The 22,552-nt window shown below is 33.5% G+C and carries 38 protein-coding genes; 34 read left to right on the top strand and 4 right to left on the bottom strand.

Annotated features, from left to right (window positions below; translation table 11 throughout):
- Window positions 1-10 precede the first annotated feature (10 nt).
- From rpsJ to WPG_RS02485, 34 genes are all read left to right on the top strand, one after another.
- Complete coding sequence (rpsJ, locus tag WPG_RS02645) at window positions 11-316, top strand: 30S ribosomal protein S10 (RefSeq protein ID WP_007650482.1); 306 nt, start codon at window positions 11-13, stop codon at window positions 314-316.
- A gap of 123 nt (window positions 317-439) precedes the next feature.
- Window positions 440-1,057 (top strand): 50S ribosomal protein L3, encoded by a 618-nt coding sequence (gene rplC, locus WPG_RS02640; RefSeq protein WP_045469011.1) that lies wholly within the window; start codon window positions 440-442, stop codon window positions 1,055-1,057.
- The gene (rplD, locus tag WPG_RS02635; protein ID WP_045469008.1) at window positions 1,057-1,686 is read left to right on the top strand and encodes a 50S ribosomal protein L4; all 630 of its coding nucleotides are present in this window, start codon (window positions 1,057-1,059) and stop codon (window positions 1,684-1,686) included. The genes rplC and rplD overlap by 1 nt, the downstream gene beginning before the upstream one ends.
- Window positions 1,687-1,692: 6 nt before the next feature.
- Window positions 1,693-1,983 carry a 50S ribosomal protein L23 gene (gene rplW, locus WPG_RS02630; RefSeq protein ID WP_045469003.1) on the top strand — a complete coding sequence of 97 codons (291 nt, stop codon included), beginning with the start codon at window positions 1,693-1,695 and terminating at the stop codon, window positions 1,981-1,983.
- An 8-nt stretch (window positions 1,984-1,991) separates the two neighbouring features.
- Window positions 1,992-2,819 carry a 50S ribosomal protein L2 gene (gene rplB, locus WPG_RS02625; protein WP_045469000.1) on the top strand — a complete coding sequence of 276 codons (828 nt, stop codon included), beginning with the start codon at window positions 1,992-1,994 and terminating at the stop codon, window positions 2,817-2,819.
- Between the two features lie 10 nt (window positions 2,820-2,829).
- Window positions 2,830-3,108, top strand: a complete 279-nt coding sequence (gene rpsS / locus WPG_RS02620) for a 30S ribosomal protein S19 (RefSeq protein ID WP_008269180.1) — start codon at window positions 2,830-2,832, stop codon at window positions 3,106-3,108.
- A gap of 5 nt (window positions 3,109-3,113) precedes the next feature.
- Window positions 3,114-3,521 (top strand): 50S ribosomal protein L22, encoded by a 408-nt coding sequence (gene rplV / locus WPG_RS02615; RefSeq protein ID WP_045468995.1) that lies wholly within the window; start codon window positions 3,114-3,116, stop codon window positions 3,519-3,521.
- Window positions 3,522-3,530: 9 nt separating this feature from the next.
- The gene (gene rpsC / locus WPG_RS02610) at window positions 3,531-4,247 is read left to right on the top strand and encodes a 30S ribosomal protein S3 (protein ID WP_045468993.1); all 717 of its coding nucleotides are present in this window, start codon (window positions 3,531-3,533) and stop codon (window positions 4,245-4,247) included.
- 20 nt (window positions 4,248-4,267) lie between these two features.
- Complete coding sequence (gene rplP, locus WPG_RS02605) at window positions 4,268-4,687, top strand: 50S ribosomal protein L16 (RefSeq protein ID WP_045468990.1); 420 nt, start codon at window positions 4,268-4,270, stop codon at window positions 4,685-4,687.
- 12 nt (window positions 4,688-4,699) lie between these two features.
- Window positions 4,700-4,891, top strand: coding sequence for a 50S ribosomal protein L29 (gene rpmC / locus WPG_RS02600; RefSeq protein WP_045468987.1), 192 nt, complete (start codon window positions 4,700-4,702; stop codon window positions 4,889-4,891).
- A 17-nt stretch (window positions 4,892-4,908) separates the two neighbouring features.
- The gene (rpsQ, locus tag WPG_RS02595; protein WP_008269174.1) at window positions 4,909-5,166 is read left to right on the top strand and encodes a 30S ribosomal protein S17; all 258 of its coding nucleotides are present in this window, start codon (window positions 4,909-4,911) and stop codon (window positions 5,164-5,166) included.
- Between the two features lie 2 nt (window positions 5,167-5,168).
- Entirely contained in the window at window positions 5,169-5,537 is a 369-nt protein-coding gene (rplN, locus tag WPG_RS02590) for a 50S ribosomal protein L14 (protein WP_045468984.1), read from the top strand.
- 12 nt (window positions 5,538-5,549) lie between these two features.
- Entirely contained in the window at window positions 5,550-5,861 is a 312-nt protein-coding gene (gene rplX / locus WPG_RS02585; protein WP_045468982.1) for a 50S ribosomal protein L24, read from the top strand.
- Window positions 5,862-5,863: 2 nt separating this feature from the next.
- A complete protein-coding gene (gene rplE, locus WPG_RS02580) occupies window positions 5,864-6,415 on the top strand; it encodes a 50S ribosomal protein L5 (RefSeq protein WP_045468980.1) in 552 nt (183 codons plus the stop codon).
- 2 nt (window positions 6,416-6,417) lie between these two features.
- Complete coding sequence (gene rpsN / locus WPG_RS02575; protein WP_045468978.1) at window positions 6,418-6,687, top strand: 30S ribosomal protein S14; 270 nt, start codon at window positions 6,418-6,420, stop codon at window positions 6,685-6,687.
- Window positions 6,688-6,749: 62 nt separating this feature from the next.
- A complete protein-coding gene (rpsH, locus tag WPG_RS02570) occupies window positions 6,750-7,148 on the top strand; it encodes a 30S ribosomal protein S8 (RefSeq protein WP_045468975.1) in 399 nt (132 codons plus the stop codon).
- A 12-nt stretch (window positions 7,149-7,160) separates the two neighbouring features.
- Window positions 7,161-7,703, top strand: a complete 543-nt coding sequence (gene rplF, locus WPG_RS02565) for a 50S ribosomal protein L6 (protein ID WP_045468973.1) — start codon at window positions 7,161-7,163, stop codon at window positions 7,701-7,703.
- A gap of 10 nt (window positions 7,704-7,713) precedes the next feature.
- Entirely contained in the window at window positions 7,714-8,070 is a 357-nt protein-coding gene (gene rplR, locus WPG_RS02560) for a 50S ribosomal protein L18 (RefSeq protein WP_045468972.1), read from the top strand.
- A gap of 6 nt (window positions 8,071-8,076) precedes the next feature.
- The gene (rpsE, locus tag WPG_RS02555) at window positions 8,077-8,601 is read left to right on the top strand and encodes a 30S ribosomal protein S5 (protein WP_045468970.1); all 525 of its coding nucleotides are present in this window, start codon (window positions 8,077-8,079) and stop codon (window positions 8,599-8,601) included.
- A gap of 13 nt (window positions 8,602-8,614) precedes the next feature.
- A complete protein-coding gene (gene rpmD, locus WPG_RS02550) occupies window positions 8,615-8,794 on the top strand; it encodes a 50S ribosomal protein L30 (protein ID WP_045468968.1) in 180 nt (59 codons plus the stop codon).
- Window positions 8,795-8,807: 13 nt separating this feature from the next.
- Window positions 8,808-9,260 carry a 50S ribosomal protein L15 gene (rplO, locus tag WPG_RS02545; protein ID WP_045468966.1) on the top strand — a complete coding sequence of 151 codons (453 nt, stop codon included), beginning with the start codon at window positions 8,808-8,810 and terminating at the stop codon, window positions 9,258-9,260.
- 10 nt (window positions 9,261-9,270) lie between these two features.
- Window positions 9,271-10,632, top strand: coding sequence for a preprotein translocase subunit SecY (secY, locus tag WPG_RS02540; RefSeq protein ID WP_045468964.1), 1,362 nt, complete (start codon window positions 9,271-9,273; stop codon window positions 10,630-10,632).
- An 80-nt stretch (window positions 10,633-10,712) separates the two neighbouring features.
- The gene (infA, locus tag WPG_RS02535) at window positions 10,713-10,928 is read left to right on the top strand and encodes a translation initiation factor IF-1 (protein WP_007094967.1); all 216 of its coding nucleotides are present in this window, start codon (window positions 10,713-10,715) and stop codon (window positions 10,926-10,928) included.
- Window positions 10,929-10,983: 55 nt separating this feature from the next.
- On the top strand, window positions 10,984-11,100 hold the full coding sequence (gene ykgO / locus WPG_RS17680; protein WP_008269159.1) for a type B 50S ribosomal protein L36: 117 nt from the start codon (window positions 10,984-10,986) through the stop codon (window positions 11,098-11,100).
- A gap of 2 nt (window positions 11,101-11,102) precedes the next feature.
- On the top strand, window positions 11,103-11,477 hold the full coding sequence (rpsM, locus tag WPG_RS02530; protein WP_045468960.1) for a 30S ribosomal protein S13: 375 nt from the start codon (window positions 11,103-11,105) through the stop codon (window positions 11,475-11,477).
- An 87-nt stretch (window positions 11,478-11,564) separates the two neighbouring features.
- The gene (rpsK, locus tag WPG_RS02525; protein ID WP_008269156.1) at window positions 11,565-11,948 is read left to right on the top strand and encodes a 30S ribosomal protein S11; all 384 of its coding nucleotides are present in this window, start codon (window positions 11,565-11,567) and stop codon (window positions 11,946-11,948) included.
- 167 nt (window positions 11,949-12,115) lie between these two features.
- Window positions 12,116-12,721, top strand: coding sequence for a 30S ribosomal protein S4 (gene rpsD / locus WPG_RS02520; RefSeq protein WP_045468956.1), 606 nt, complete (start codon window positions 12,116-12,118; stop codon window positions 12,719-12,721).
- Between the two features lie 96 nt (window positions 12,722-12,817).
- Entirely contained in the window at window positions 12,818-13,810 is a 993-nt protein-coding gene (locus WPG_RS02515) for a DNA-directed RNA polymerase subunit alpha (protein WP_045468953.1), read from the top strand.
- Between the two features lie 68 nt (window positions 13,811-13,878).
- Complete coding sequence (rplQ, locus tag WPG_RS02510) at window positions 13,879-14,352, top strand: 50S ribosomal protein L17 (protein ID WP_045468951.1); 474 nt, start codon at window positions 13,879-13,881, stop codon at window positions 14,350-14,352.
- An 81-nt stretch (window positions 14,353-14,433) separates the two neighbouring features.
- Window positions 14,434-15,081, top strand: coding sequence for a hypothetical protein (locus WPG_RS02505; protein WP_144374405.1), 648 nt, complete (start codon window positions 14,434-14,436; stop codon window positions 15,079-15,081).
- A 51-nt stretch (window positions 15,082-15,132) separates the two neighbouring features.
- A complete protein-coding gene (gene carA, locus WPG_RS02500; protein ID WP_045468947.1) occupies window positions 15,133-16,236 on the top strand; it encodes a glutamine-hydrolyzing carbamoyl-phosphate synthase small subunit in 1,104 nt (367 codons plus the stop codon).
- A gap of 211 nt (window positions 16,237-16,447) precedes the next feature.
- Window positions 16,448-17,740, top strand: a complete 1,293-nt coding sequence (eno, locus tag WPG_RS02495; protein ID WP_045468945.1) for a phosphopyruvate hydratase — start codon at window positions 16,448-16,450, stop codon at window positions 17,738-17,740.
- A gap of 163 nt (window positions 17,741-17,903) precedes the next feature.
- A complete protein-coding gene (locus WPG_RS02490) occupies window positions 17,904-19,190 on the top strand; it encodes a citrate synthase (RefSeq protein WP_045468943.1) in 1,287 nt (428 codons plus the stop codon).
- Between the two features lie 64 nt (window positions 19,191-19,254).
- Window positions 19,255-20,166 (top strand): dimethylarginine dimethylaminohydrolase family protein, encoded by a 912-nt coding sequence (locus WPG_RS02485; protein ID WP_144374404.1) that lies wholly within the window; start codon window positions 19,255-19,257, stop codon window positions 20,164-20,166.
- Here WPG_RS02485 and WPG_RS02480 read toward each other — a convergent pair whose 3' ends face one another.
- Genes WPG_RS02480 through WPG_RS02465 form a run of 4 tightly spaced genes read right to left on the bottom strand, consistent with a single transcriptional unit; the run spans window position 20,167 to window position 22,499 of the window.
- Window positions 20,167-20,433 (bottom strand): acyl-CoA-binding protein, encoded by a 267-nt coding sequence (locus tag WPG_RS02480; protein ID WP_045468937.1) that lies wholly within the window; start codon window positions 20,431-20,433, stop codon window positions 20,167-20,169.
- A complete protein-coding gene (locus WPG_RS02475; RefSeq protein WP_045468935.1) occupies window positions 20,430-21,083 on the bottom strand; it encodes a phosphatidylserine decarboxylase family protein in 654 nt (217 codons plus the stop codon). The genes WPG_RS02480 and WPG_RS02475 overlap by 4 nt, the downstream gene beginning before the upstream one ends.
- A complete protein-coding gene (locus tag WPG_RS02470) occupies window positions 21,073-21,894 on the bottom strand; it encodes a phosphatidate cytidylyltransferase (protein WP_045468932.1) in 822 nt (273 codons plus the stop codon). Before WPG_RS02470 ends, WPG_RS02475 begins: the two co-directional genes overlap by 11 nt.
- On the bottom strand, window positions 21,894-22,499 hold the full coding sequence (locus tag WPG_RS02465) for an LUD domain-containing protein (RefSeq protein ID WP_045468929.1): 606 nt from the start codon (window positions 22,497-22,499) through the stop codon (window positions 21,894-21,896). The genes WPG_RS02470 and WPG_RS02465 overlap by 1 nt, the downstream gene beginning before the upstream one ends.
- Between the last annotated feature and the right edge of the window lie 53 nt (window positions 22,500-22,552).

The raw sequence follows: 22,552 nt of genomic DNA, 5'->3' as shown, positions 1-22,552 counted from the left end.
TCTTAATAAAATGAGTCAAAAAATCAGAATAAAATTAAAATCTTACGATCACAACTTAGTAGACAAGTCTGCTGACAAGATTGTAAAAACAGTGAAAAGTACAGGTGCTGTGGTAACGGGTCCAATTCCATTACCTACTCACAAGAAGATATTTACTGTATTACGTTCACCACACGTAAACAAGAAGTCGAGAGAACAATTTCAATTAAGCTCATACAAGAGATTATTGGATATTTATTCTTCATCTTCTAAGACTATTGATGCTTTAATGAAACTTGAATTACCAAGTGGCGTTGAAGTTGAGATTAAGGTGTAAGTAATACAAAACATGTCCCACCGATGCGGTCGAGGGAAAAACGGTTAAAAATACAATTCAAGGCTGAAACGTATTTTCAGCCTTGAGTTTTAAATAAAGAGTAATAATTAATAAATAATAAATATGTCTGGGTTAATTGGAAAAAAAATCGGTATGACCAGCATTTTCGATGAAAATGGGAAGAATATTCCTTGTACAGTAATCGAAGCTGGACCATGTATCGTTACCCAAGTCAGAACTGAAGAAGTGGACGGTTATTCGGCCCTTCAATTAGGTTTCGATGACGCGACAGAAAAGAACGCTACAAAAGCTGACATTGGTCATGCTAAAAAAGCGGGTACTTCTGTAAAACGCAAAGTCGTTGAATTCAAAGGTTTTGATGCGGAGTACAAGTTAGGTGATTCAATCACAGTAGAGCAATTCATTGAAGGTGAGTTTGTAGATGTTGCAGGAACTTCAAAAGGTAAAGGATTCCAAGGTGTTGTAAAACGTCATGGATTTGCTGGTGTAGGTCAAGCAACACACGGTCAACATAACCGTTTAAGAGCTCCAGGTTCTATTGGTGCAGCTTCTTATCCTGCGAGAGTATTCAAAGGAATGAAGATGGCCGGAAGAATGGGTGGTGAAACAGTAAAAGTTCAAAATTTAAGAGTTTACAAGGTAGTTCCAGAAAAGAACTTACTAGTAGTGAAAGGATGTGTTCCTGGTCACAAAAATTCTTATGTAATCATTGAGAAGTAATGAAGGTAGCAGTTTTAGATATAAACGGAAAAGATACGGGTAGAAAAGCTGAGCTTTCTAAAAACGTATATGCTATAGAGCCTAATAATCATGCAGTCTATTTAGATGTTAAGCAATACTTAGCAAATCAAAGACAAGGAACGCATAAGGCAAAAGAAAGAGCAGAAATTACTGGAAGTACACGTAAGATTAAAAAACAAAAAGGAACTGGTACAGCTCGTGCAGGTTCTATTAAGTCTGGTGTATTTAAAGGTGGTGGTCGTATGTTTGGTCCTAGACCAAGAAATTACGGTTTTAAATTAAACAAAAACGTAAAGCGATTAGCACGTAAATCTGCATTAAGTATTAAGGCAAACGATAAATCAATTTTAGTAATGGAAGACTTCAGTTTTGATGCTCCAAAAACTAAAAACTTTGTCAATGTTTTAAAGGCTTTAGAGGTTGAAAACAAAAAATCTCTTATTGTGTTGGGTGGCTCAAATAATAATGTATATTTGTCATCACGCAATTTTAAAGGCTCTGAGGTTGTAACAGCTTCAGAATTAAGTACTTATAAAATTATGAATGCTAATAAAGTTATTCTGATTGAAAGTGCATTAGAAGGAATTGAATCGAACTTAAGTAAATAGAACAAGATGAGTATCTTAATAAAACCTATAATCACAGAAAAGGCAACCATGCAAAGTGAGTTGTTAAATGCTTATGCATTTCAAGTGAATACAAAGGCGAACAAGGTAGAAATCAAAAAGGCAGTTGAAGCTGCTTATGGAGTTTCTGTAGAAAAAGTTCGTACAATAAATGTCCGTCCAGATCGTAAGACCAAGTTTACAAAAACTGGTGTTCAACATGGTAAAACAAATGCTGTAAAAAAGGCAATTGTACAACTGGCGGAAGGTGAAACAATAGATTTATACGCTAACATGTAATTAGACTTATGTCAGTAAGAAAATTAAAACCGATCACATCAGCTCAGCGATTTAGAGTAGTAAATGGATTTGACGCCATAACTACTGATAAGCCGGAAAAAAGCTTGCTTGTTCCGAAAAAAAGATCTGGTGGTAGAAACAGTCAAGGAAAAATGACCATGCGCCATTTAGGTGGTGGTCACAAGAAGAAGTATCGTATTATCGATTTCAAACGTAACAAAACTGGTGTTCCGGCGGAAGTTAAGACAATCGAGTATGATCCAAACAGAACTGCATTTATAGCACTATTAAATTACCAAGATGGCGAGAAGCGTTATGTTATCGCTCAGAATGGTTTACAAGTAGGACAAAAGATAGTTTCTGGTGAAAGTGGAATTGCTCCAGAAATTGGAAATGCAATGCCATTAAGTGAAATACCTTTAGGTACAATTATCTCTTGTATAGAGTTACGTCCAGGGCAAGGTGCTGTAATGGCTCGTAGTGCTGGAGCATTTGCTCAGTTAATGGCAAGAGATGGTAGATTTGCAACAGTGAAGTTACCTTCAGGTGAAACAAGAATGATTTTAGTAACATGTATGGCAACTATTGGAGTTGTATCTAACTCAGATCACCAATTGTTGGTGTCTGGTAAAGCTGGTAGAAGCAGATGGTTAGGTAGACGTCCAAGAGTAAGACCAGTAGTTATGAATCCAGTCGATCACCCAATGGGTGGTGGTGAAGGTAAATCTTCAGGTGGTCATCCAAGATCTAGAAACGGTATTCCTGCTAAAGGTTTCAGAACACGTTCTAAGACTAAAGCGAGTAACAAATATATTGTAGAACGTAGAAAGAAATAATTAAGATAGTATGGCACGTTCATTAAAAAAGGGACCTTATATCCACTATAAATTAGAAAAGAAAGTTGCAGAAAATGTAGCTTCGAATAAAAAGACGGTAATTAAAACTTGGTCGAGAGCATCAATGATTTCTCCAGATTTCGTTGGTCAGACTATAGCAGTTCACAATGGTCGTCAGTTTGTTCCAGTATATGTTACTGAGAATATGGTAGGTCACAAATTAGGAGAATTTTCACCAACACGATCATTTAGAGGTCATGCAGGTGCTAAGAATAAAGGTAAAAAATAAGAATCATGGGAAGTCGTAAAAAACAAATGGCGGAAGCTATTAAGGCTGAGAAAAAGCAAGTTGCTTTTGCTAAGCTAAATAACTGTCCTACATCTCCAAGAAAAATGCGTTTAGTAGCGGATTTAGTTAGAGGGAAAAAGGCAGAACAAGCGCTTCAGATTCTTAGATTTAGTCCTAAGGAAGCGTCTCGTCGTTTAGAGAAACTTGTAATGTCTGCAATTGCAAACTGGCAAGCTAAAAACGAAGATGCAGACGTTGAAGAAGCAAAGCTTTACATTAAAGAGATTAGAGTAGATGGCGGAACTATGTTAAAGAGATTACGTCCAGCTCCTCAAGGTAGAGCACACAGAATTAGAAAGCGTTCTAATCACGTAACTGTGGTTGTAGATGCATTAAATAAAACACAAAGCTAAGATAGAGATATGGGACAAAAGACAAATCCAATCGGAAATCGCTTAGGAATTATCAGAGGATGGGAATCTAACTGGTACGGAGGAAACGATTACGGAGACAAACTTGCTGAGGATGATAAAATCCGAAAGTATATCCATGCACGTTTATCTAAAGCTAGTGTAAGTAGAGTAATAATTGAGCGTACACTTAAACTTGTAACCGTTACTATCACTACTGCTAGACCTGGTATTATTATTGGAAAAGGTGGGCAAGAGGTAGATAAGTTAAAAGAAGAGCTTAAAAAAATTACTGGTAAAGAAGTTCAATTGAACATCTTTGAAATTAAAAGACCTGAACTAGATGCACATTTAGTAGCAGCAAGTGTCGCTCGTCAGATAGAAAGCCGAATTTCTTACAGACGTGCAATTAAAATGGCTATCGCTGCAGCTATTCGTATGAATGCAGAAGGAATTAAAATTCAGATTAGTGGTCGTTTGAATGGTGCTGAAATGGCGCGTTCAGAGCACTATAAAGAAGGGCGTATTCCTTTATCTACTTTTAGAGCTGATATTGATTATGCTTTAGTTGAAGCGCATACTACTTATGGTAGATTGGGTATCAAAGTTTGGATTATGAAAGGCGAAGTATATGGAAAAAGAGAACTTTCTCCATTAGTTGGTCTATCTAAACAAAAAGGAAAAGGTGGACGTGGTGGAAATAAGAACCAATCTCGTCGTAGAAAGTAATTTTTTAAACAAAAGAAAAAATGTTACAGCCTAAAAGAACAAAATTTCGTAAGCAGCAGAAAGGTCGTATGAAAGGTAATGCAGGAAGAGGTCATTTGTTATCAAATGGTACTTTCGGTATTAAGTCATTAGATTATTCTTTTATAACTGCACGTCAAATAGAAGCAGCGCGTATTGCAGCTACTCGTTACATGAAAAGAGAAGGAGCGTTATGGATTAAGATATTCCCAGACAAGCCTATCACAAAGAAACCTCTTGAAGTACGTATGGGTAAAGGTAAAGGTGCCGTTGAATATTGGGCAGCTGTTGTAAAGCCAGGACGTATGTTATTTGAAATCAGTGGAGTGCCATTAGACGTAGCTCAAGAAGCTTTACGTTTAGCAGCTCAAAAACTTCCTGTAAAGACTAAGTTTATCATAGCTAGAGATTACGAAGCTTAATAAAAAGGTATTATGAAGCAATCAGAAATTAAACAGCTTTCAACAGCTGAGTTACAAGAGAAACTTAGTGAAACTAAAAAGAGTTATACAGACCTTAAAATGGCTCATGCTATATCTCCTTTAGAGAACCCAATTCAGTTACGAGTTGCACGTCGCACAGTAGCTAGAGTGGCAACAGAATTAACTAATAGAGAAGTACAATAATTGTATTCTGCTGAAAGATGGAAAAAAGAAACTTAAGAAAAGAACGTATAGGGATAGTAACTAGTAATAAAATGGAGAAATCTATTGTTGTTGCTGAAGTAAAAAAAGTAAAACACCCTATGTATGGAAAATTCGTGTTAAAGACTAAGAAATATGTCGCACACGATGAGACAAACGACTGCAACGAAGGTGATACTGTTAAGATCATGGAAACACGACCTATGAGTAAATCTAAATGTTGGAGATTAGTAGAAATAATTGAAAGAGCGAAGTAATTATGTTACAACAAGAATCAAGATTAAAAGTAGCTGATAACACTGGTGCAAAGGAAGTTTTAACTATCCGTGTATTAGGTGGAACGAAAAGAAGGTACGCTTCTGTAGGAGATAAAATTGTAGTATCTGTCAAGGATGCAACTCCAAATGGAAGTATCAAAAAAGGTGCTGTTTCTACAGCGGTTGTTGTACGTACATCTAAAGAAGTAAGACGTCCTGATGGCTCTTATATTAGATTTGACGACAATGCATGTGTGCTTTTAGGACCTCAAGGGGAAATGAGAGGAACTCGTGTTTTTGGTCCTGTAGCTAGAGAACTTCGTGATAAACAATTCATGAAAATTGTATCATTAGCACCAGAAGTGCTTTAATTGATAAATAAGATGACAAAGCTTAAAATAAAATCAGGAGATACAGTACAAGTAATTGCTGGAGACCATAAAGGTTCAGAAGGTAAAGTGCTTAAAGTATTAATAGATAAGAACAAAGCCATCGTAGAAGGTGTGAATATGGTTAAGAAACATACTAAACCAAGTGCACAAAGTCCTCAAGGTGGAATTGTAGAGAAAGAAGCATCAATTCATATTTCAAACTTATCGTTGTTAACGTCTAAAGGCGAGACAACTAGAGTTGGTTATAGAATGGATGGCGATAACAAAGTAAGATTTTCTAAAAAATCTAATGAAGTAATTTAATTATGGCTTACGTTGCAAGATTAAAACAAGAGTACAAGGACAAAGTAGTTCCTGCTCTTACGGAAGAATTTGGTTACAAAAATGTAATGCAAGTACCTAAACTTAAAAAGATAGTTTTATCTAAAGGAGTTGGTGCTGCCGTTGCTGACAAGAAATTAATTGATCACGCGGTAGAAGAGCTTACAAAAATAACTGGACAGAAAGCTATACATACAATGTCTAAGAAGGATGTTGCTTCTTTTAAGTTACGTAAAGGTATGCCAATTGGCGCCAAAGTAACTTTAAGAGGTGAACAAATGTATGAGTTCTTAGATCGTTTAGTAACTTCAGCTTTACCGCGAGTTAGAGATTTTAACGGAATCAAAGCTACAGGTTTTGATGGACGTGGAAATTATAACTTAGGTGTTGTAGAACAAATTATTTTTCCAGAGATTGATATTGATAAAATCAATAAAATATCTGGTATGGATATCACATTTGTGACTTCTGCTGACACAGATAAAGAAGCGAAGTCTTTATTAACAGAATTAGGATTACCTTTTAAAAAGAATTAATTATGGCTAAAGAATCAATGAAAGCCCGTGAGGTTAAGCGTTCTAAAACGGTAGCTAAATATGCAGAAAAGAGAAAAGCTTTGAAAGAAGCTGGAGACTATGAAGCATTACAAAAATTACCAAAAAATGCTTCTCCTATACGTCAGCACAACCGTTGTAAACTTACAGGAAGACCAAAAGGTTATATGAGACAATTTGGAATTTCTCGTGTAATGTTTAGAGAAATGGCTAACAAAGGATTAATTCCTGGTGTTAAGAAGGCAAGTTGGTAAAATTATAAATTGGTTTCAGGTTTGACAATAGTGTCAAAAACCGCTACCGCAAATTAATAACTATGTATACAGATCCAATAGCGGATTATTTAACGCGAGTTAGAAATGCAGTTAAGGCAAATCACAGAGTGGTTGAGATTCCTGCATCTAACTTAAAAAAAGAAATAACTAAAATATTGTTCGATCAGGGCTTTATTTTAAGTTATAAGTTTGATGACTCTTCAGTTCAAGGTACGATTAAAATCGCTTTGAAATATAACAAAGACACTAAAGAGTCTGTGATTAAAAAAATTCAAAGAATCAGTAAACCAGGTTTACGTAAGTATGCTGGCTCTAACGAAATGCCAAGAATCTTAAATGGTTTAGGTATTGCAATTGTTTCAACTTCTCATGGAGTAATGACAGGTAAACAAGCGCAAAGAGAGAACGTTGGTGGCGAAGTATTATGTTACGTTTACTAAAAACAGGAAATTATGTCAAGAATAGGTAAAAACCCAATAGCAGTTCCTGAAGGTGTAACACTTGAGATTAAAGACAACACAATTACCGCTAAAGGTAAATTAGGTGAGTTAACTCAAGCGTATTCAGATATTACTATAAAACAAGAAGACGGTACTATTACATTAGAGCGTTCTTCTGAAAAGAAAGATCAAAGAGCAAAACATGGTCTATATAGAGCATTAATTGCTAATATGATAGAAGGTGTTTCTAAAGGCTGGACCAAAGAATTAGAATTAGTTGGTGTAGGTTACAGAGCATCTAATCAAGGACAAAAATTAGATTTAGCTGTAGGATTCTCTCACAATATCATTTTGGATATTGCTCCAGAAGTAAAAGTTGAGACAATTTCTGAAAAAGGAAAAAACCCAATAGTTAAATTAACATCTCATGACAAGCAATTGGTTGGGCAAGTAGCAGCGAAAATTCGTGGCTTTAGAAAACCAGAACCTTACAAAGGAAAAGGTATTAAGTTTGTTGGTGAAGAAATTAGAAGAAAAGCAGGTAAATCAGCTTAATCATTAAGTTATGGCATTGACAAAGAACGAAAGAAGAATAAGAATTAAAAGCAGAATCCGCAAGGTAGTATCTGGTACTGAAACAAGACCAAGATTAGCTGTTTTTAGAAGTAATAAAGAAATTTATGCTCAAGTCGTAGATGATGTAACTGGTAAAACTATTGCTGCAGCATCTTCAAGAGATAAAGACATTGCAAAGTCTAAAGGAAACAAAACAGAGACTGCAGCCTTAGTAGGTAAATCTGTTGCTGAAAAAGCTATGAAAGCTGGTGTTGAAACTATTTCTTTTGATAGAGGTGGTTATTTATATCATGGAAGAGTAAAATCATTAGCTGAAGGAGCTAGAGAAGCAGGACTTAAATTTTAAGACATTATGTATCAAAAATATAAAAACGCAGAATTAGTAAAACCAGGAGGATTAGATCTTAAAGATCGTCTAGTAGGTGTACAGCGTGTAACTAAAGTAACAAAAGGTGGTAGAGCATTTGGTTTTTCTGCAATTGTTGTTGTAGGTGACGAAGAAGGAGTAGTAGGACAAGGTTTAGGTAAATCTAAAGACGTTGCTACTGCAATAGCTAAGGCTGTAGAAGATGCTAAGAAGAATTTAGTAAGAATTCCTATCATTAAAGGAACATTACCACACGAGCAAAAAGGTAAGTATGGTGGTGCTAGAGTTAACATTATTCCAGCTGCACCTGGTACAGGTGTTATTGCAGGAGGTGCTGTTAGAACAGTTCTTGAAGCAGTAGGTGTACATGATGTATTATCTAAGTCTCAAGGTTCATCTAACCCTCACAATGTAGTAAAAGCAACATTTGATGCTTTATTACAATTGAGAGATGCTAAGTCTGTAGCTAGAGAGCGTGGAATTTCACTTGAAAAAGTATTTAACGGATAATCGATAGGATAAGATGGCAAAGATTAAAGTAAAGAAAGTAAAAAGTGCAATCAATCGTACTAAAAGACAAAAGCTAACATTAGAAGCTTTGGGTTTAAAAAAGATTGGTCAAGTAGTAGAGCACGATGCCACACCAAACATCCTTGGTATGGTTAAGAAAGTTGAACATTTAGTTTCTGTTGAAGAAGCTTAAAAATATAACTTAAATGGATTTAAGTAATTTAAAACCTGCAGAGGGTTCAGTAAAAAATCAAGGAAAGCGTGTTGGACGTGGTCAAGGATCTGGAAAAGGTGGTACTGCGACAAGAGGACACAAAGGTGCAAAATCACGTTCTGGTTATTCTAAGAAATTAGGATTTGAAGGTGGTCAAATGCCATTACAAAGACGCGTTCCTAAATTTGGTTTTACAAATATTAACAGATTAGAATATCAAGGTGTAAACTTAGATACTTTACAGAAGTTAGTAGATGAGAAAAAGATAAAAGGTAGTGTTGATTTTGAATCACTTGTATCTATGGGATTAGCTGGCAAAAATGAGCTAGTAAAGATTTTAGGTAGAGGTGAATTAAAAGCAAAATTAACTGTAACTGCTCATAAATTTACTGCTACAGCAAAGGCTGCTATTGAAGCTGCTGGTGGTGAAGCTGTAACTTTATAAGATTTCAAGGATGAAGATAATAGAAACATTAAAAAACGTTTGGAAAATCACAGAGCTTAAGGATAGAATCATTCTAACCTTAGGTTTGTTATTAGTGTATCGATTTGGTGCTCAGGTAGTATTACCAGGTATTAATATCGATGCTTTAGGTGGTTTACAAGATGGAACGGCAAACGGATTATTAGGATTATTAAACGCATTTACGGGTGGAGCTTTTGCTAACGCATCAGTATTTGCATTAGGTATTATGCCTTATATATCTGCATCCATTGTTGTTCAGTTAATGGGTATTGCGATTCCTTATTTACAAAAGCTTCAAAAAGAAGGGGCTAGTGGTCAAAAGAAGATTACTCAAATTACACGTTGGTTAACTATTGGTATTTGTTTAGTGCAAGCACCAGGTTATTTAGCAAGTGTACCTTCTTTATCTGGGGCACCTTCGATGGGTTCTATGTTGTTACCAGGTTTTGACGAGAATATTTTCTACTTTTCATCAGTAATTATTTTAGTAACAGGTTGTGTGTTCGCAATGTGGTTAGGTGAGAAAATTACAGATAAAGGAATAGGTAATGGTATTTCTCTATTAATTATGGTAGGTATTATTGCTACTTTACCACAATCTTTTGTTCAGAATATGTATTCTAGATTAGAGGGTAGTAATGGTGGCTTTATGATGATATTAATTGAGTTAGTAGTATGGTTCTTAATTATTATGGCATCTGTATTTTTGGTCATGGCTGTGCGAAAAATTGCAGTGCAGTATGCAAGAAGAACTGCATCTGGTGGTTATGAAAAGAATGTATTTGGATCACGTCAGTTTTTACCATTAAAATTAAATGCTTCTGGTGTAATGCCAATTATCTTTGCACAAGCGATTATGTTTGTCCCTAGTCTTATTGGAGGATCTTCACTTATGAAAGATTCTGCAGCTGGTCAGTGGATGCAAACTAATTTTGCGGATATATTTGGCTTTTGGTATAATTTAGTTTTTGCTTTGTTAATTATAATATTTACTTATTTCTACACGGCAATTACAGTACCAACAAATAAAATGGCGGATGATCTTAAACGTAGCGGTGGATTTATTCCAGGAATACGTCCAGGATCGGAAACATCAGAATATTTAGATAAGATTATGTCGCAAATAACTTTACCAGGTTCAATTTTCCTAGCTTTAGTTGCAGTGTTTCCTGCATTCATAGTTCAGTTAATGAAGGTACAAGCTGGTTGGGCACTATTTTTTGGTGGTACATCACTATTAATTATGGTTGGTGTAGCTATTGATACTATGCAACAGATTAATTCTTATTTATTAAATAAGCATTATGATGGTTTGATGAAAACAGGTAAAAATAGAAAATCAGCTTCGTAATAAAGTAAAGCATGTTTAGATCTCAATCTAAAATTTAGGCAAGATATTTGCAAGATGATGATTGAAACTAAAAATATATTATGGCAAAACAAGCAGCAATAGAACAAGATGGAACAATTATAGAAGCATTATCAAATGCGATGTTCCGTGTTGAATTAGAAAATGGTCACATTGTGACTGCACACATCTCTGGTAAAATGCGTATGCATTATATTAAGTTGTTACCAGGTGATAAAGTAAAATTAGAAATGAGTCCTTACGATTTAACTAAGGCTCGTATAACTTATAGATATTAAGTAATATGTAACCGTAAGGTTCCGTTTACTTTAGTAAAGTAATAAACAATACAAGATGAAAGTAAGAGCATCAGTAAAAAAAAGAAGCGCAGATTGTAAATTAGTGCGCAGAAAAGGTAGACTTTACGTCATTAACAAAAAGAATCCTAGATTCAAACAAAGACAAGGGTAATTATGGCAAGAATTGCAGGTGTAGACATACCAAAAAACAAAAGAGGAGTGATCTCTTTAACTTATATCTACGGAGTAGGTAGAAGTAGAGCAAAAGAAATTTTAGCTACTGCTAAAGTTGATGAGAGTACTAAAGTTCAAGATTGGACTGACGGCGAAATTGGAGCAATCCGTGATGCAGTTGGAACTTTTAAAATTGAAGGTGAATTACGTTCTGAAACTCAGTTAAACATTAAGCGATTAATGGATATCGGATGTTACAGAGGTATTCGTCATAGAGCTGGTCTTCCTTTAAGAGGACAACGTACTAAGAACAACTCTCGTACAAGAAAAGGTAGAAGAAAAACGGTTGCTAACAAGAAAAAAGTAACTAAATAATAATTAGTCTTTAGACGTTGGAAAGAATCTGTTTGAAATTTAACGGTTTAGGATTCTAGCGACTATTACTAAAAACTAAAAATATATATGGCAAAGTCAAGTACTAAAAAACGTAAAGTAATTGTTGATGCAATAGGAGAAGCACATATCACAGCATCTTTTAACAACATCATCATCTCTTTAACAAATAAAAAAGGTGACGTAATTTCGTGGTCATCAGCTGGAAAAATGGGATTTAGAGGTTCTAAAAAGAATACTCCTTATGCTGCTCAATTAGCTGCAGAAGATGCTGCAGGTGTTGCTAAAGAAGCTGGATTAAAGAAAGTTAAAGTTTATGTGAAAGGTCCCGGAAATGGTAGAGAATCTGCTATTAGATCTATACATAACGCAGGTATTGAAGTATCAGAAATCATTGATGTTACTCCACAGCCTCACAACGGTTGCCGTCCACCAAAAAGACGTAGAGTATAATTTATGTACTTAAATTTTAATATCAATTGTTTATGCAGTTGATATTAATTTTTATATGTAAATTTGCAAACTGAAAAATAATAACAAGTATCAACGAGAGGCAAACGGTTATAGAAGGATAAGATTAAGACCTTAATTCTTTAATCACTCTCAAAACAAATTTTAAAATGGCAAGATATACTGGTCCTAAAACTAAAATAGCTCGTAAATTCGGACAAGCTATATTCGGAGATGATAAAGCCTTCGAAAAAAGAAATTACCCTCCTGGACAGCACGGAGCTAACAAGAGAAGAGGTAAAAAATCTGAATATGCAATCCAATTAATGGAGAAGCAAAAAGCAAAATATACTTATGGTGTATTAGAAAAGCAATTCAGAAATATGTTTAAAAAAGCAACTGCTGCCCAAGGTATTACTGGTGAAGTATTACTACAATTATGTGAATCTCGTTTAGATAACGTGGTTTTCAGAATGGGTGTATCTCCAACAAGAAGCGGTGCTAGACAATTAGTTTCTCACAGACACATTACGGTTAACGGTCAAAAGGTAAATGTACCTTCTTACCAATTAAAAGCTGGTGATGTTGTAGGTGTTAGAGAAAAATCTAAATCATTAGAAGCTATTCAAAACTCATTAGCTAATTCTAGCAATGTTTACGAATGGATTACTTGGAATAATGACACAATGGAAGGTACCTATGTAGCTGTTCCTGCGAGAATTCAGATTCCAGAACAAATCAACGAGCAATTCATCGTTGAACTTTACTCTAAATAATAAATAATTAATCACATTGGTGTTTAGCCAAAGGGTTTATAGGTATTCTTCATTTATAGATCGCGCAACTAAATAACAATTAAAACGAAGAAAAAAATGGCAATATTAAATTTTCAGAAGCCCGATAAAGTAATCATGATTGATTCTACTGATTTCGAAGGTAAGTTTGAATTCAGACCTTTAGAGCCAGGATACGGGTTAACAGTAGGTAATGCTTTAAGAAGAGTATTATTATCTTCTTTAGAAGGTTTCGCAATCACTTCAGTTCGAATTGAAGGTGTAGATCATGAGTTTTCTACAATTTCTGGTGTAGTTGAAGATGTTACTGAAATGATTTTGAACTTAAAGCAAGTAAACTTTAAGCGTCAAATTGATGAAATTGATAACGAAACTGTTACTATTTCTATTTCAGGACAAGAGCAAATTACTGCAGGTGATTTTCAGAAATTTATCTCTGGTTTCCAAGTGTTAAATACAGATTTAGTGATCTGTAACTTAGATCCTAAAGTAAATATTAACATGGAATTGACTATCGAAAAAGGTAGAGGTTATGTTCCTGCTGAAGAAAACAAAAAAGCATCTGCACCAATCGGAACAATTTTTACAGATTCAATTTACACTCCAATAAAGAATGTAAAATATAGTATCGAAAACTTCCGTGTTGAGCAAAAGACAGATTACGAAAAATTAGTTTTCGAAATCAGAACTGATGGATCAATCAATCCTAAAGATGCTTTAACTGAAGCTGCTAAAATATTAATTCACCACTTCATGTTATTCTCTGATGAGCGTATCACTCTTGAAGCTGATGAAATTGCACAGACTGAAACTTATGATGAAGAATCACTTCACATGAGACAACTATTGAAAACTAAGTTAGTTGATATGGATCTTTCTGTTCGTGCATTGAACTGTTTAAAGGCTGCAGAAGTTGATACTCTAGGTGACTTGGTATCATTCAATAAAAACGATTTAATGAAATTCAGAAACTTCGGTAAGAAGTCTTTAACTGAGCTAGAAGAACTAGTGAATGTAAAAGGTTTAAATTTCGGAATGGATTTAAGTAAATATAAATTAGACAAAGACTAATAATTAAAACTAATCATATTTTGCTCCTCGATTTTCGAGTTTAGTAGCAAGATGATAAAACAAAGGTCATGAGACACGGAAAAAAATTCAATCACTTAGGAAGACAAACAGCGCATAGAAAGGCGATGTTAGCTAATATGGCATGTTCTTTAATAGAGCATAAGCGTATTAATACAACAGTTGCGAAGGCTAAAGCTTTAAAACAATTTGTTGAGCCAATGATTACAAAATCTAAGTCAGATACAACACATAACAGACGTATTGTTATGGCTAAACTAAGACAAAAAGATGCTGTTGCAGAATTGTTTAGAGATGTTGCACCTAAGATTGGTGATCGTCCAGGAGGTTATACACGTATCATTAAATTAGGAAACAGATTAGGTGATAACGCTGATATGGCAATGATAGAGTTAGTTGATTATAATGAGCTTTATAATGCTGGTAAGCCAGAAAAGAAAACAACACGTAGAAGTAGAAGAGGTGGTAAGAAAGCTACTATAACTCCACCAGTGGAGACTAAAGCTTCAAACGAAGAAGAATAAATGTTAATAAGCATTAATAAATATCAAGGATAAACTGTTTCAGTTTATCCTTTTTTTATGGAATTTTGCAAAACATAATTTATGAAACACTCAATTATACTAATTCTAATATTCATTAGTTGCTCCATGGATGCACAAAATCTTCCAGCAACAAGCATTATTAGTGAGTCTGGTTTTATTGCAGATAAAGATACGAGTGAAGATATGATTACGGGTACTGTTTTATTAAGCAATTATTGGGTTTTGGATGCTATAGTACATACAGTTGATAGTAAGACATATTTACCAAAAGCTATTAATTTTAATGTTGAACTTAAAACTTTTGTTGTAAAAGTAGCTGAAGACAGTTTGTTTACATTAGATAAAACTAAAGTTAAATCTATTGAGTTTAACTCTAAATCTTTTGAGATACTAAACGATAAGTATTATGAAAATGTATCTAAAGGTAAATTGAATGTTTACAAGGAATATTTCCTAAGTCTTATAAAAGGGGCTATAGATCCTATATCTAAATCTAAAATTAGTGAAGACAAGTATGTTATAAAAAGTAAATACTTTCTTAATGATAATGATGCCCTCAAAGAAATAAGAATAAGTAAAAAAAATATTCTGAAACTTATTGCAAAAGAAAAAGTGAATGATGTAAAAAAGTTTATGAAAGAAAATAAATTATCAGTAAAAGAAGATAAGGATTTAAGGAAAATTATGGCATATTATAACTCGTTATAAAACATAAGTTTTTAAAAAGTAAATTTTATAAAAAACAAATAGCATATACACATGAAATACAAATCACGTAAAAAAGCACTTATTTTATTAGCAGACGGAACAATTTTCCATGGTAAGTCCATTGGTAAGGAGGGATCTGCTTTTGGTGAAGTTTGTTTTAATACTGGTACTACTGGTTATCAGGAAATTTTTACAGATCCATCATATTATGGTCAATTGATGGTGACTACTAATGCACACATTGGAAATTACGGAACAAAAGAAGATGAAATAGAATCTAATGATGTTAAAATCGCTGGATTAATTTGTAAAAATTTTAGTTTTGAATATTCTAGACCTGCTGGTGATGCTTCTTTAGAAGAATTTTTTGAAAAGCACAATACATTAGCTATTGCAGATGTAGATACCAGAGCGTTAGTGAGCTACATTAGAGATCATGGAGCTATGAATGCGGTTATTTCAACAGAAGTAGATAATATTGAAGGTTTAAAGAAACAATTAGCTGAGCAACCAGAAATGAATGGTTTAGAATTAGCATCAAAAGTTTCTACTAAGGAACCATACTACTATGGTGATGAAAGCGCTACACATAAAATAGCAGCTTTAGATATTGGTATAAAAAAGAAGATTCTTAGAAATTTGGCTAAACGAGATGCTTACATTAAAGTATTCCCATATAATTCTAAATTCGAAGATTTAGAAGCGTTTAATCCAGATGGTTATTTTCTTTCTAATGGACCAGGTGATCCTGAACCATTAGTAGAAGCTCAAGCTGTTGCAAAAGAGATTATAGAGAAGAACAAACCTTTATTTGGTATTTGTTTAGGTCACCAAGTTATTGCATTAGCAAATGGAATATCAACTTATAAAATGCATAATGGTCACAGAGGTATTAATCACCCTGTAAAGAATTTAATTACAGGCAAAGGAGAAATCACTTCTCAAAATCATGGATTTGCTATCAATAGAGAAGAAACAGAAGCTCATGATAATGTAGAAATAACACATGTGCATTTAAATGATAATACTGTCGCTGGTATTAAAATTAAAGATAAAAACTGCTTCTCAGTACAATACCATCCAGAAGCTAGTCCTGGACCAAATGATTCAGTCTATTTGTTTGACCAGTTTATTGAGAATATTAGAAATAATTAAATATCAAAAACGCAATAAAAGACATCTTTTATTGCGTTTTTTTAATTACGAAAACATTATAGCAAGGATTAATCATAAATATGATTATTGTTCCGTTTTAAGCTATAGATTTTTGTAATTTTGACTAAACTATAAGGTTAGTCATGCTGAATTTATTTCAGTACCTCAATCTTCAGGTTATATAATCCAAAGTCAACTAAAACCAAACATAATGAGCATTATAATTAATGTACACGCAAGACAAATTTTAGACTCAAGAGGAAATCCAACAGTAGAAGTAGATGTGACAACAGAAAATGGAATAATGGGTAGAGCAGCTGTACCGTCAGGTGCATCAACTGGTGAGCATGAAGCTGTAGAGTTAAGAGATGGAGGTGATACTTATATGGGTAAAGGTGTATTAAAAGCTGTTGAGAATGTAAATGCAATAATAGCTGAAGAGTTATTAGGTGTTTCTGTTTTTGAACAAAATGCCATAGATCAATTAATGATAGAATTAGACGGAACTCCAAATAAATCAAAATTAGGTGCTAATGCTATTTTAGGTGTGTCTTTAGCTTGTGCTAAAGCAGCAGCAAATGAATTAGGTATGCCACTATATAGATATGTTGGCGGTGTTTCGGCAAATACCTTACCAGTACCAATGATGAATATCATTAATGGTGGCTCTCATAGTGATGCGCCAATTGCATTTCAAGAGTTTATGGTAATGCCAGTAAAAGCGAAAAACTTTACACATGCAATGCAAATGGGAACTGAGATTTTTCATAACCTTAAAAAAGTATTACACGATAGAGGTTTAAGTACTGCTGTTGGTGATGAAGGTGGTTTTGCACCAAATCTTGCAGGTGGAACTGAAGATGCTTTAGATACCATCGGAAAGGCTGTAGCAAATGCTGGTTATAAACTAGGTGATGATGTTATGATTGCTTTAGATTGTGCAGCAGCTGAGTTCTATAAAGATGGTAAGTATGATTATACAATCTTTGAAGGAGATTCAGGGAAAGTACGTTCAAGTAAAGAACAAGCTGATTATTTAGCTGAATTAGCAGACAAGTATCCAATTATCTCTATTGAAGATGGTATGGATGAAAATGATTGGGATGGTTGGGAATATTTAACAGAGAAGATTGGAGATAAAGTTCAATTAGTAGGCGATGATTTATTCGTAACAAATGTAGAGCGTTTATCACGAGGAATTGACAATGGTATCGCTAACTCTATTTTAGTTAAAGTAAATCAAATAGGAACGTTAACCGAAACTATTGCAGCTGTAAATATGGCACATAATGCTGGTTATACTTCTGTAATGTCGCACAGATCTGGAGAAACTGAGGATAATACTATAGCAGATTTAGCAGTAGCATTAAATACAGGTCAAATTAAAACAGGTTCTGCTTCAAGAAGTGATCGTATGGCAAAATACAATCAGTTATTGCGTATAGAAGAAGAATTAGGCAACGTTGCTTATTTTCCTCAAGAGAATGCCTTTAAATTGAAATAAATTTAAGTTGATATAAAATTGTAAAGCGATTACTTTAAGTAATCGCTTTTTTGTTTAATAAATGGTTAGTATAATTGTTAAAACGATTATAAATACGCTTCCTAAATCGTTTGATATTTCGTAATTTTGTAATCCTTTTAAATTAAAAATCAAACGTTATAGTATGTCAGATAAAGCTACCCTAGAGATTAATGGTGATAAGTATGAATTTCCTGTAGTTATAGGCACAGAAAATGAAGTTGCGATTGATATAAAAAAGTTACGTGGCGCCACAGGAGGAGTTATAACCATAGATCCAGGTTATAAAAATACTGGAAGTTGTGAAAGTGCCATTACCTTTCTTGATGGTGAAAAGGGTATCTTAAGATATAGAGGTTATTCGATTGAAGAGCTTGCTGAAAAAGCAGACTTTTTAGAAGTAGCCTATTTATTAATTTTTGGTGAATTACCTAATAAAGAACAGTTAGATAAGTTTCATGAAGATATAAAATCTCATGCGGTTGTAGACGACGATATCAAGAAGATTTTAGACGCGTTTCCAAAATCTGCTCATCCAATGGGTGTTTTATCTTCTCTAACTAGTGCTCTTACTGCATTTAACCCATCTTCGGTTGATGTAGATTCTGAAGAAGATATGTATAATTCTATTGTTAGAATTTTAGGAAAATTTCCAGTACTTGTTGCTTGGACAATGCGTAAGAAGCATGGTTTACCTTTAGATTATGGTGATAACAAATTAGGTTATGTAGAGAATGTATTGAAGATGATGTTTAAAAGTCCAAATAGTGATTACGAGCAAAATCCAATTTTAATCAATGCTTTAGATAAATTATTAATTCTTCATGCAGACCATGAGCAAAACTGTTCTACATCTACAGTAAGAATAACAGGTTCTTCTCATGCAGGTTTATTTGTATCACTTTCTGCAGGAATTTCTGCACTTTGGGGACCATTACATGGTGGAGCGAATCAAGCCGTATTAGAAATGCTTGAAGCAATCAAAGAGGATGGAGGAGATACTAAAAAGTATATGGCTAAAGCGAAAGATAAAAGTGACCCTTTTCGTTTAATGGGCTTTGGTCATCGTGTATATAAGAACTTTGATCCAAGAGCTAAGATTATTAAAGTTGCGGCAAACGAAGTATTAGGAGATTTAGGAGTAGAAGACCCAATTTTAGACATTGCAAGAGGACTAGAAAAGGAGGCTTTAGAAGATCAGTATTTTGTAGATAGAAAATTATATCCAAACGTAGATTTTTACTCTGGTATTATTTATAGAGCAATGGGAATTCCTGTAGAAATGTTTACAGTGATGTTTGCTTTAGGGCGTTTACCAGGTTGGATTGCTCAATGGAGAGAAATGCGCTTACGTAAAGAGCCTATAGGTAGACCAAGACAATTATATACTGGTGAAACTTACAGAGCATTTAAGACAATAGATAAAAGATAATACCTGGAAATAAGTATTAAAAAGCTTCATAAATTCTATGGAGCTTTTTGTATTTTGTACATATATGAAGCTAAACATAAAAAACGAAACTTCTAGACTTAGAGCAGTTGTACTAGGCTCGGCTGAAAGTAATGGCCCTATTCCATCTATTGAAGAAGCTTATGATCCTAAATCCATTGAGCATATAAAAGCTGGTACCTATCCAAAAGATGAGGATATGGTTAAGGAGATGGATGCGGTTGCTAACGTGTTTAAGAAATATGATGTTACTGTTTATAGACCTAAAGTTATAAAGGATTATAATCAGATATTTTCTAGAGATATTGCTTTTGTTATAGAAGACAAGTTGATCAAGGCAAATATATTACCAGATAGAGAAAGAGAGTACGAAGCTATTCATCATGTTATTGAGCAAGTCGGTGAAGATAATATTATCATTCTTCCAGATGAATGTCATGTTGAAGGTGGAGATGTAATGCCTTGGAATGATCATATTTTTATTGGGACCTATTCTGGTGAAGACTACCAAGATTATATTACAGCTCGTACAAATATGGATGCTGTAATAGCTATTCAAGAGTTATTTCCGCATAAGACTGTTAAGTCTTTCGAATTAAGAAAATCTAATACAGAACCTAAGGATAATGCATTGCATTTAGATTGTTGTTTTCAGCCTATAGGAAAAAACAAGGCTATACTTCATAAAAATGGTTTTTTGTTAGAAAAAGAGTATGAATGGTTAGTAGATTTCTTTGGAAAAGATAACATATTCGAAATTTCAAAAGAAGAAATGTACAATATGAATAGTAATGTATTTTCAATATCTGAAGATGTTATTATTTCAGAACAAAATTTCACAAGACTTAATACTTGGTTAAGAATTAACGGTTTTACTGTTGAAGAAGTACCTTATTCAGAGATTGCTAAACAGGAAGGTTTATTGCGTTGTTCTACAATGCCTTTGATACGTGATTAATTACTTACGGTATAAAAAATAATTATTCACAAGATTTATATATTCTTGCTTTGCTTCATCTTCACTAATATCTTGTACCTGAAAAAGAGCATTAGTTTTAAAAGCATTTATAATGGGCTTTTTACTACTTGGCCGACCGTAATTATTAGTGGCTTTCTTATAATAAGCATATAAACGGAGTAAAAAGTCAGCAGGGAAAGGTTCAGAGTGGTCGTTTACACGTTCCACAGCAGTATTAAATTCTATATCTAATTCTTCAGATGTCATTTCATTTCTGCGATAATACTTTCACCACCACGTACTTTTTGATTGAGTACTACTTTAATATCTGCATCCAAAGGTAGAAATAAATCTACTCGCGAACCAAATTTTATAAATCCAGAATCAGCACCTTGAGTCGCAGAATTATCAGGCTTTGCATAATTGACAATACGTTTTGCAAGGGCGCCAGCAATCTGACGATACAAGACTTTACCAAAACTTTCATTTTCTACAACTACTGTTGTACGTTCATTCTCTTCACTAGCTTTTGGATGCCATGCTACTAAATATTTACCAGGATGATATTTGCTATAGCTAATATTACCACCAATAGGAAAACGTGTTACGTGTACATTTATTGGAGACATAAATACAGAAACTTGTATGCGTTTATCTTTAAAAACTTCGTTTTCCATTACCTCTTCAATAACAACAACTTTACCATCTACAGGTGATAATGCTTGTTTATCATTAGCGTGTGTATGTCTTTTAGGATTTCTGAAAAATTGCAAGATTAAAATAAAGAAAATAAGAACAGCGATCATAAGACCTTTTCTTATCCATTCATTAGTTATAAATCCATCAATTAAAAAAAACGAGCCAACTACTATGACAAGTGTTATGAATATGATTTTATGACCTTCTTTATGAAACATATGTTATTATTCTTAAAAATAAATATATAAATGGTGCTGCAAAGATAATACTATCTAGCCTATCTAATAATCCACCATGACCTGGCATAATCACACCACTATCCTTAACACCAGCTTGACGTTTAAATTTTGACTCTATTAAATCACCCAATGTACCTAATACACTCACTATAATAGCAAGAATTAACCAACTAGTAAATCCAAGTGTTTCTGTATATGTCGCAATAAAATAACTAGATATGCAAGCAAAAAAAAGACCACCTAAAAAACCTTCAACTGTTTTTTTAGGAGATATACTAGGAAATAATTTTTGGCTTCCAAAGTTTTTACCCACTAAATAAGCTGCACTATCATTAACCCAAACTAAAATAAATGCTCCTAAAAGAAATAATGGAGTAAAACTATTTTGATAGTTTGCAATTAGTAACATAAAAACAAATCCACTAGACAAATAGAAGGTTGTGGTTATGAAACGTTTAGATTTAAATAAGGGTATTTTTTTAGTCGTAAATAAATCTTTTATTAAAATTAAATTTACAAAAATGGTAATGACTAATAAGATTTGTATTGCTTCATCACTACCTGTAAGATTTTTTTTCCAAAGTACTATACACCAAAATACGGCAAAAAGAATACTAAAAATTATATACTGAATAAAAGACTTAAGTTTAATAAGATTACTAAACTCTGCTATACTTAGGATACCAAAAACTACTAAGAGGATTATTGTTGATTCTTGAGTATATAAAGAACCAATAAGCAACAATACATATATAATACCAGAAATGGTTCTTACGAATAACTCTTTCATTATAAATCTTCTAATAGAAGTAGATATAAGTTTTTCGCACTACTTCCATAAGTAAGGAAGTCTTTGTCATCATCAGCTTTAAAATGCTTAATCGTAGTAATATTTGTAGGAATTGTGGCTTTACTTTTCTCTTTTATACCTTTTAAACCTTCACCAATATTTTCCACTAGTTGGCTAGTAGTAGCATAGACGATAAAGTGTTCCGGCAATTCTCCTAATTTCTTTTCAGCAATTTGATTAGATGAAATTAATAATGAGCCATCATCAGAAATTAAATACTCACATGTTGATAAAAAATATGAACTTTCAGAAATTTTTCTAGTACTATTTAGGTGAAAATCATTAAAAAGTAGAGACAAACGTTCGTCAATTATGAAGACTTTATCTTCGTGCCATTTGTTTTCAAGTAGTATAGAATTGAAACTATCTTTTACTTCTTCCATGTTTTCACAGTACAAAAACTTTCCTCCATTGGCCTTAAAATTTATTGTAAAACGCTCATCTACAGGCAACTTAACTTCTGGCATATATTTGCCACGCTCTTGATTTGGTATTTGTTCTTCGTTTTGGTCTTTTTTACCGAAGAGTTTACGAAATAAGCTCATTCAATTGTTGCTGTTAATCCTAATATTAGTGCGTGTCGTAAATATAAAAAAAC

The sequence above is a fragment of the Winogradskyella sp. PG-2 genome (assembly GCF_000828715.1).
Taxonomy (GTDB): domain Bacteria; phylum Bacteroidota; class Bacteroidia; order Flavobacteriales; family Flavobacteriaceae; genus Winogradskyella.
Note: the sequence above shows the minus strand (reverse complement) of the source record. Positions and strands in the feature narration are given on the sequence as shown.

What these genes read in the sequence shown, in the direction of transcription:
- WPG_RS02505 (WP_144374405.1), top strand. Translation starts at nt 14,434, where the DNA reads ATGAAACACTCAATTATACTAATTCTAATATTCATTAGTTGCTCCATG.
- rpsS (WP_008269180.1), top strand. Translation starts at nt 2,830, where the DNA reads ATGGCACGTTCATTAAAAAAGGGACCTTATATCCACTATAAATTAGAA.
- rpsD (WP_045468956.1), top strand. Translation starts at nt 12,116, where the DNA reads ATGGCAAGATATACTGGTCCTAAAACTAAAATAGCTCGTAAATTCGGA.
- eno (WP_045468945.1), top strand. Translation starts at nt 16,448, where the DNA reads ATGAGCATTATAATTAATGTACACGCAAGACAAATTTTAGACTCAAGA.
- infA (WP_007094967.1), top strand. Translation starts at nt 10,713, where the DNA reads ATGGCAAAACAAGCAGCAATAGAACAAGATGGAACAATTATAGAAGCA.
- WPG_RS02470 (WP_045468932.1), bottom strand. Translation starts at nt 21,894, where the DNA reads ATGAAAGAGTTATTCGTAAGAACCATTTCTGGTATTATATATGTATTG.
- rpsC (WP_045468993.1), top strand. Translation starts at nt 3,531, where the DNA reads ATGGGACAAAAGACAAATCCAATCGGAAATCGCTTAGGAATTATCAGA.
- WPG_RS02475 (WP_045468935.1), bottom strand. Translation starts at nt 21,083, where the DNA reads ATGTTTCATAAAGAAGGTCATAAAATCATATTCATAACACTTGTCATA.
- rpsK (WP_008269156.1), top strand. Translation starts at nt 11,565, where the DNA reads ATGGCAAAGTCAAGTACTAAAAAACGTAAAGTAATTGTTGATGCAATA.
- rplP (WP_045468990.1), top strand. Translation starts at nt 4,268, where the DNA reads ATGTTACAGCCTAAAAGAACAAAATTTCGTAAGCAGCAGAAAGGTCGT.
- rpsH (WP_045468975.1), top strand. Translation starts at nt 6,750, where the DNA reads ATGTATACAGATCCAATAGCGGATTATTTAACGCGAGTTAGAAATGCA.
- ykgO (WP_008269159.1), top strand. Translation starts at nt 10,984, where the DNA reads ATGAAAGTAAGAGCATCAGTAAAAAAAAGAAGCGCAGATTGTAAATTA.
- WPG_RS02515 (WP_045468953.1), top strand. Translation starts at nt 12,818, where the DNA reads ATGGCAATATTAAATTTTCAGAAGCCCGATAAAGTAATCATGATTGAT.
- rplE (WP_045468980.1), top strand. Translation starts at nt 5,864, where the DNA reads ATGGCTTACGTTGCAAGATTAAAACAAGAGTACAAGGACAAAGTAGTT.
- rplW (WP_045469003.1), top strand. Translation starts at nt 1,693, where the DNA reads ATGAGTATCTTAATAAAACCTATAATCACAGAAAAGGCAACCATGCAA.
- rpsQ (WP_008269174.1), top strand. Translation starts at nt 4,909, where the DNA reads ATGGAAAAAAGAAACTTAAGAAAAGAACGTATAGGGATAGTAACTAGT.
- rpmD (WP_045468968.1), top strand. Translation starts at nt 8,615, where the DNA reads ATGGCAAAGATTAAAGTAAAGAAAGTAAAAAGTGCAATCAATCGTACT.
- rplO (WP_045468966.1), top strand. Translation starts at nt 8,808, where the DNA reads ATGGATTTAAGTAATTTAAAACCTGCAGAGGGTTCAGTAAAAAATCAA.
- rpsN (WP_045468978.1), top strand. Translation starts at nt 6,418, where the DNA reads ATGGCTAAAGAATCAATGAAAGCCCGTGAGGTTAAGCGTTCTAAAACG.
- rplD (WP_045469008.1), top strand. Translation starts at nt 1,057, where the DNA reads ATGAAGGTAGCAGTTTTAGATATAAACGGAAAAGATACGGGTAGAAAA.
- rplV (WP_045468995.1), top strand. Translation starts at nt 3,114, where the DNA reads ATGGGAAGTCGTAAAAAACAAATGGCGGAAGCTATTAAGGCTGAGAAA.
- rplF (WP_045468973.1), top strand. Translation starts at nt 7,161, where the DNA reads ATGTCAAGAATAGGTAAAAACCCAATAGCAGTTCCTGAAGGTGTAACA.
- rpsJ (WP_007650482.1), top strand. Translation starts at nt 11, where the DNA reads ATGAGTCAAAAAATCAGAATAAAATTAAAATCTTACGATCACAACTTA.
- rpmC (WP_045468987.1), top strand. Translation starts at nt 4,700, where the DNA reads ATGAAGCAATCAGAAATTAAACAGCTTTCAACAGCTGAGTTACAAGAG.
- WPG_RS02490 (WP_045468943.1), top strand. Translation starts at nt 17,904, where the DNA reads ATGTCAGATAAAGCTACCCTAGAGATTAATGGTGATAAGTATGAATTT.
- WPG_RS02485 (WP_144374404.1), top strand. Translation starts at nt 19,255, where the DNA reads ATGAAGCTAAACATAAAAAACGAAACTTCTAGACTTAGAGCAGTTGTA.
- rpsM (WP_045468960.1), top strand. Translation starts at nt 11,103, where the DNA reads ATGGCAAGAATTGCAGGTGTAGACATACCAAAAAACAAAAGAGGAGTG.
- WPG_RS02480 (WP_045468937.1), bottom strand. Translation starts at nt 20,433, where the DNA reads ATGACATCTGAAGAATTAGATATAGAATTTAATACTGCTGTGGAACGT.
- secY (WP_045468964.1), top strand. Translation starts at nt 9,271, where the DNA reads ATGAAGATAATAGAAACATTAAAAAACGTTTGGAAAATCACAGAGCTT.
- rplR (WP_045468972.1), top strand. Translation starts at nt 7,714, where the DNA reads ATGGCATTGACAAAGAACGAAAGAAGAATAAGAATTAAAAGCAGAATC.
- rplB (WP_045469000.1), top strand. Translation starts at nt 1,992, where the DNA reads ATGTCAGTAAGAAAATTAAAACCGATCACATCAGCTCAGCGATTTAGA.
- rplQ (WP_045468951.1), top strand. Translation starts at nt 13,879, where the DNA reads ATGAGACACGGAAAAAAATTCAATCACTTAGGAAGACAAACAGCGCAT.
- carA (WP_045468947.1), top strand. Translation starts at nt 15,133, where the DNA reads ATGAAATACAAATCACGTAAAAAAGCACTTATTTTATTAGCAGACGGA.
- rplC (WP_045469011.1), top strand. Translation starts at nt 440, where the DNA reads ATGTCTGGGTTAATTGGAAAAAAAATCGGTATGACCAGCATTTTCGAT.
- rplX (WP_045468982.1), top strand. Translation starts at nt 5,550, where the DNA reads ATGACAAAGCTTAAAATAAAATCAGGAGATACAGTACAAGTAATTGCT.
- WPG_RS02465 (WP_045468929.1), bottom strand. Translation starts at nt 22,499, where the DNA reads ATGAGCTTATTTCGTAAACTCTTCGGTAAAAAAGACCAAAACGAAGAA.
- rplN (WP_045468984.1), top strand. Translation starts at nt 5,169, where the DNA reads ATGTTACAACAAGAATCAAGATTAAAAGTAGCTGATAACACTGGTGCA.
- rpsE (WP_045468970.1), top strand. Translation starts at nt 8,077, where the DNA reads ATGTATCAAAAATATAAAAACGCAGAATTAGTAAAACCAGGAGGATTA.